At 56.5% G+C, this 4,834-nt stretch carries 5 protein-coding genes; 1 reads left to right on the top strand and 4 read right to left on the bottom strand.

The features are described from left to right. On the bottom strand, nt 1–1,685 hold a 1,685-nt coding region (locus OQK_RS13035; RefSeq protein WP_038861197.1), incomplete at its 3' end, for a putative bifunctional diguanylate cyclase/phosphodiesterase. A 313-nt stretch (nt 1,686–1,998) separates the two neighbouring features. Between OQK_RS13035 and OQK_RS13030 the strand changes: the two genes are divergently transcribed. Next, the gene (locus OQK_RS13030) at nt 1,999–2,667 is read left to right on the top strand and encodes a polysaccharide lyase family 7 protein (RefSeq protein ID WP_016772792.1); all 669 of its coding nucleotides are present in this window, start codon (nt 1,999–2,001) and stop codon (nt 2,665–2,667) included. A 190-nt stretch (nt 2,668–2,857) separates the two neighbouring features. Here OQK_RS13030 and OQK_RS13025 read toward each other — a convergent pair whose 3' ends face one another. From OQK_RS13025 to OQK_RS13015, 3 genes are all read right to left on the bottom strand, one after another. Continuing rightward, complete coding sequence (locus OQK_RS13025; protein ID WP_016772791.1) at nt 2,858–4,144, bottom strand: type II toxin-antitoxin system HipA family toxin; 1,287 nt, start codon at nt 4,142–4,144, stop codon at nt 2,858–2,860. Further along, nucleotides 4,137–4,400, bottom strand: coding sequence for a helix-turn-helix transcriptional regulator (locus OQK_RS13020; RefSeq protein ID WP_016772790.1), 264 nt, complete (start codon nt 4,398–4,400; stop codon nt 4,137–4,139). Before OQK_RS13020 ends, OQK_RS13025 begins: the two co-directional genes overlap by 8 nt. A 146-nt stretch (nt 4,401–4,546) precedes the next feature. Next, a partial coding sequence (locus tag OQK_RS13015; protein ID WP_016772789.1) for a class II fructose-bisphosphate aldolase occupies nt 4,547–4,834 on the bottom strand: 288 nt, incomplete at its 5' end.

Raw genomic sequence — 4,834 nt, 5'->3', positions numbered from 1 at the left:
CGCTCCATCACCTGACGCAGTTCAGTGACCAGATTCGGCAGGCCGAACTGGGTATTGCTCAAACTCACGCCGAGCACCAGGTCTTCGGCGAACAAGGTTTCCCAGGCTTTGCGCTGGCCGGCGCCACGGTGATAGATCCAGCTGCCGAGGCGACTGATCAAGCGCGCCTCTTCCAGCAACGGCAGAAACAACCCCGGCGGCACATCGCCGACGCTCGGATGCTGCCAGCGCAGCAACGCTTCGAACCCACGGATCTGTCCGCTGCCGATCGCCACTTGCGGCTGATAGACCAGATTGAAATCACGATTCTCGATGGCCTCGCGCACGCTGTCTTCAAGCATCAGACGCGAACGCGCGCGGCCGTTCATTTCATGATCATAGAAACGATATTGCTGACGCCCGGCACGCTTGGCTTCGTACATGGCAATGTCCGAAGCGCGCAGCAAACCGTCGAGATTGCGCCCACAGTCGGGATAAGTAGCGATGCCGATACTGGCGCCAAGGACGATATCCAGGCCTTCGATCTGCTGACAGACCGATACCCGTTCGATGAGTTTTTCGGCAATCTTCGCCGCTTGCTCGGGAAACTCCAGATCCAGCAGCGCGGTGAATTCATCGCCGCCCATGCGCGCGAGAATATCGAACGGCCGCAGGCACGCCTTCAGTTGCTCGGAAACCCAGCGCAACACGCGGTCGCCGGCGTCATGGCCGAGGGAATCATTGACCCGTTTGAAGCCATCGAGATCGAGGTAGAGCAGCACCCAGCTGCTGTCGCTGCGTTCCCCGCGCAACAACAGGTTTTCCACGGTCTGGTAGAACCCGCGCCGGTTGAGCAGCCCGGTCAGCGGATCGGTTACCGCCTGGAATTCCAGTTGCTGGTGCAAGTGACGCACCACCGACATGTCCAGCACCGTCACCACCATCGCGTGCTGCTCCGAGGGCAGCGGCGCGCAGGACAATGCCACCGGCACTTGCTGCCCGGGCGCCGTGCGCAGCAACGCATCATGCAGGCGCAGGGTTTCACCGCGCTGGTAACCGGCGTAGAACTCGGAATCGGCCCACAGGGGAATGTGTGGCTTCTGCAGGAAATCGAGAAACTCCTTGCCTTCCAGATCCTTCACCGGCGCATTGAGCAGTCGCGAAATCGCCGGGTTGGCAAAGCGGATCACGCCGTCCTCGCTCAACACCAGAATGCCTTCGGCGGCGTTGTCCAGCACCGAGGCATTGAAGGCGCGCGCCACTTCCAGGTCATGACTGAGGCGTTGCAGGGCACGGCGATTGCGCTGGTGCTCGAGCAGCGCCTGGACCTTGGGCTTGAGGATTTGCGGATCGAACGGCTTGAACAGGTAATCCACCGCGCCGCTGGCATATCCCTTGATCACAGCATCCTGAGATTGCTCGTTGGCGGTGAGGAAAATGATCGGTGTCAGCCGCGTGCGCTGGCTGCCGCGCATCAACCGTGCGACTTCGAAACCGTCCATGCCGGGCATCTGCACATCGAGCAGGACCAGGTCGATGTCGTGTTCGAGCAAAAGGTTCAGCGCCTCGAAACCCGAGGCGGCGGTCATCACGTGCCAATCCTGACGCTGCAGCAACGCGCGCATGCTGATCAGATTTTCGGGGTAATCATCGACGATCAAAAGGACCGAGCTGCCTTCACCTGGCTGGGGTTGCGCGCATTCCATGCTGCTTCTCTTATCGGGACCGGTTGCCGGCAAAACCATAGACGTAACTGAGCCTTCACTCTAGACGCGGATGCCGCAAAGCAGAAGCTGTCGTCACGCCATCATTTGGCCAATGTTCCGTCGAGCCGACTAACGGTCACCGCCAGAGCCCCCGAAAACCGGGCGAGATGGCATTTCGACAGGACTTTGACGTCAAGTAATCGCCGGGCGGGCATTAACAAAAATTGCCGCTACGCTTATAAAGACGCCCGAAAACGCGCGGGCTAGAGCTTCTGGCACCGGCGTTCCGGATGAATTGATTGGAAGAACCGTCATGATCGACCTCGCAACCTGGAACCTCAGCGTTCCTGTTGGCAGCCCGCCGTACACCGTTGAAACCTCAAAACTGGTGGATGGTTTCAAGGATCAGTACTTCCATTCCGACACCGGCACCCTGTTCTTCTGGTCCCCGGTGACTGGCTCGAAAACCGAAAACGCCATCTACCCGCGTACAGAACTGCGCGAAACCTACAGCAACGGCACCCTGCGCAACTGGTACTACCCGGACGCCGACAACCTGCTGCGCGCCACCCTCGCGGTGAACAAGGTGCCGAGCTCGGGCAAGATCGTCATTGGCCAGATCCACGCGTACGAAAGCCAGCGGCCGATGGTCAAGCTCGAATATCAGTACAAGGAAAAAACCCAGACCGGCAATCTGGTGATCAAAGTGCGCATGCGCCCGGACGACGCCGAAAGCCGCGTCATCACCCTCGCCACCGGCGTCAAGCTTGATCGTGAATTCAACTACCTGATCCACCTGAGTCCCGGCGGCGCACTGGGCGTAAGTGCGGCGGGGTATCAATGGGACTCACAGATCAGCGCGACCTGGCGCGACAAGCCGCTGTATTTCAAGGCTGGGGTGTATGTGCAGGACAACACCGGGTATACCAGCGAAGGTGGGCAGGTGACGTTTACCAAACTGGATATTGATCACGACAAGTAACTAGCCGCCAAAATGACAAACAACCCATAACTTGCAGACCACATTCGCTCCAATTGTAGGAGTGAGCCTGCAAGGGCTTCAGGGGTGGGCTGCGGACTGCGCCACCTCCACATGCGGGCCGCTGCCTTGGCGAAATGTCGCGTATACGCGACTTTGAGAAGCAAATGTCACGGTAGCGGTACACCGCTTATCATTTATCAGCCTTTTCCTTTCTACCGCTTGATAAAGGATGACGCTTCAAACCAGAACCGACCGAGTCATTCAACGCGACCATGCGCCCGGTGTCCCATTCGCGTTGCATCCTTGCAAACAATTCAACGTCTATCCGTGGTCGGTGAATCAAAAGCGCCTGACTCATTGCCTCGGCTATCCGGTCGACGATCAGTGTTGGCTTATCCACAGCGCAGTGTTTACGACCAAACTCAATCAATTGCTGACGATCGGGATAAGCTTTGGCCTTGTTCATCTTGATGGCGAGAGTACGGTCAACCAGCGATCGCCCGGTCCTGGGGTTGTAGTTCTCGTATACGGTTGTGGTCGTGACATCGTATACCGGCGCCAACTGCACCGTTTCAGTGGCCGCAGGGTGCGTGTAGGTCACCCCGAAGTTTTTCAAATGCGCATCGCCGTTACGCACCATGACCGAAAGACAGACGGATGAAAAAAATCGTTCCAGTTCTCGTATCGGGTCGGCATGTCTGCATACCTGACGGATCACTGCAGCAAGGGTTTCGTAGCTCTGCGAATATTTATAGTTATCGTGGGGATCCTTGTTTAACCCCAGCAGCACCGCCATGTCTTCAAAGCCAAGGCGATCAGATGCCGTCAGATCAAAACGCTCCATGACAAACAGCTCACCGTTATCGGAAAGCCAGAAAGGCGGCGTGTACAGTCCAGCCAGCCGCGCTGCTTCCAGACACAGAAACTCGTTTTGAGCCAGGTGCTCATACTCTTCCGCTCCTGATTTGACGATTAGGTCGGAGCTGATCACTGTTTTTCGGCTACCAGTCAGTTTGTCCAGATCGGGCACCAGAACCTTGGGCTGCACACCTGAAATCCCTGACTCGAAGTAGGTTTCGACCAAAAAACCGAAAACATGCTGAGAGGTGTCCGCCGACAAGATCTCCTGCAGGCCGACCTGCGCACGAACAGGGCCTGAAGGTTCTACCGGATTCTCATACGTGAGGCGACCGATCTGATTACCGCCAATGACGGACAACAGGCGCATTTCATCCACTTGCATATGCTTGGCCATGCGCCGCTTGATTTGGTCGGCCAGATATCCCTCAGGCACATTCATATCGAAGATGGGCTGCAATACGCTGCTCACCGACGGTGTCGGGTCATAGGGCATGACCAGAGAAACTTCTCTGAGTGGCGACGCTGACTGGTAAGCGAATGAAAACTGCGAACCTTTGGACAACTCGCCGGAATGGCCCTGAGGCGTCATGACATTCAGTCGTTTCACCTTACTCATCATGCTCCACCAATTCGGCGAGTGATTTGAGATCGATTCGGTTATCGACAATCTCCAACGCCATGCCTAACGCGGCAATGACTCTAAACACGGTATAAAAAGCGACGTTTTCGCCTGCTTCGAGATCGATGATGGTTTTGCGGCTGCAATGAGCCCTATGCGCAAGCAGCGCCTGACTGTAGCCCTTGGCTTTGCGCAATTGGCGAATACGCTGGGCAAACGTTGCTGGATTATCGAGAAACAAAATGTCACCCATATCGGACTTTAAATAGATTATCGCTAGTAAAGTCCACTTTAGGTGACATATCAAGCAAAAGGGTCCCGATGTCTCGTCACAGCGTTTGCACCACAAAAAAACCCGCCTCTCGGCGGGTTTCTTTTTAATCAGCTCAACACTCAGGCTCAGTTGACCTTGGCGTTCAACTCACCCTTCAGATAACGCTGGTACATCGCTTCCAGCGAGATCGGTTTGATCTTCGAAGCATTGCCGGCAGTACCGAACGCTTCATAACGAGCGATACATACATCGCGCATTGCGGTCACGGTGGCGCCGAAGAATTTACGTGGGTCGAATTCGCTCGGGTTGGTAGCCATCAGGCGGCGCATGGCGCCGGTGGAGGCCAGGCGCAGGTCGGTGTCGATGTTGACCTTGCGCACGCCGTGCTTGATGCCTTCGACGATTTCTTCAAC

This window comes from Pseudomonas sp. R62 (genome assembly GCF_000257605.1).
In the GTDB taxonomy this organism is placed as follows: Bacteria; Pseudomonadota; Gammaproteobacteria; order Pseudomonadales; family Pseudomonadaceae; genus Aquipseudomonas; species Aquipseudomonas atacamensis.
The sequence above is the reverse complement of the archived record's forward strand: the minus strand, read 5'-3'. Positions and strand labels throughout refer to the sequence as shown.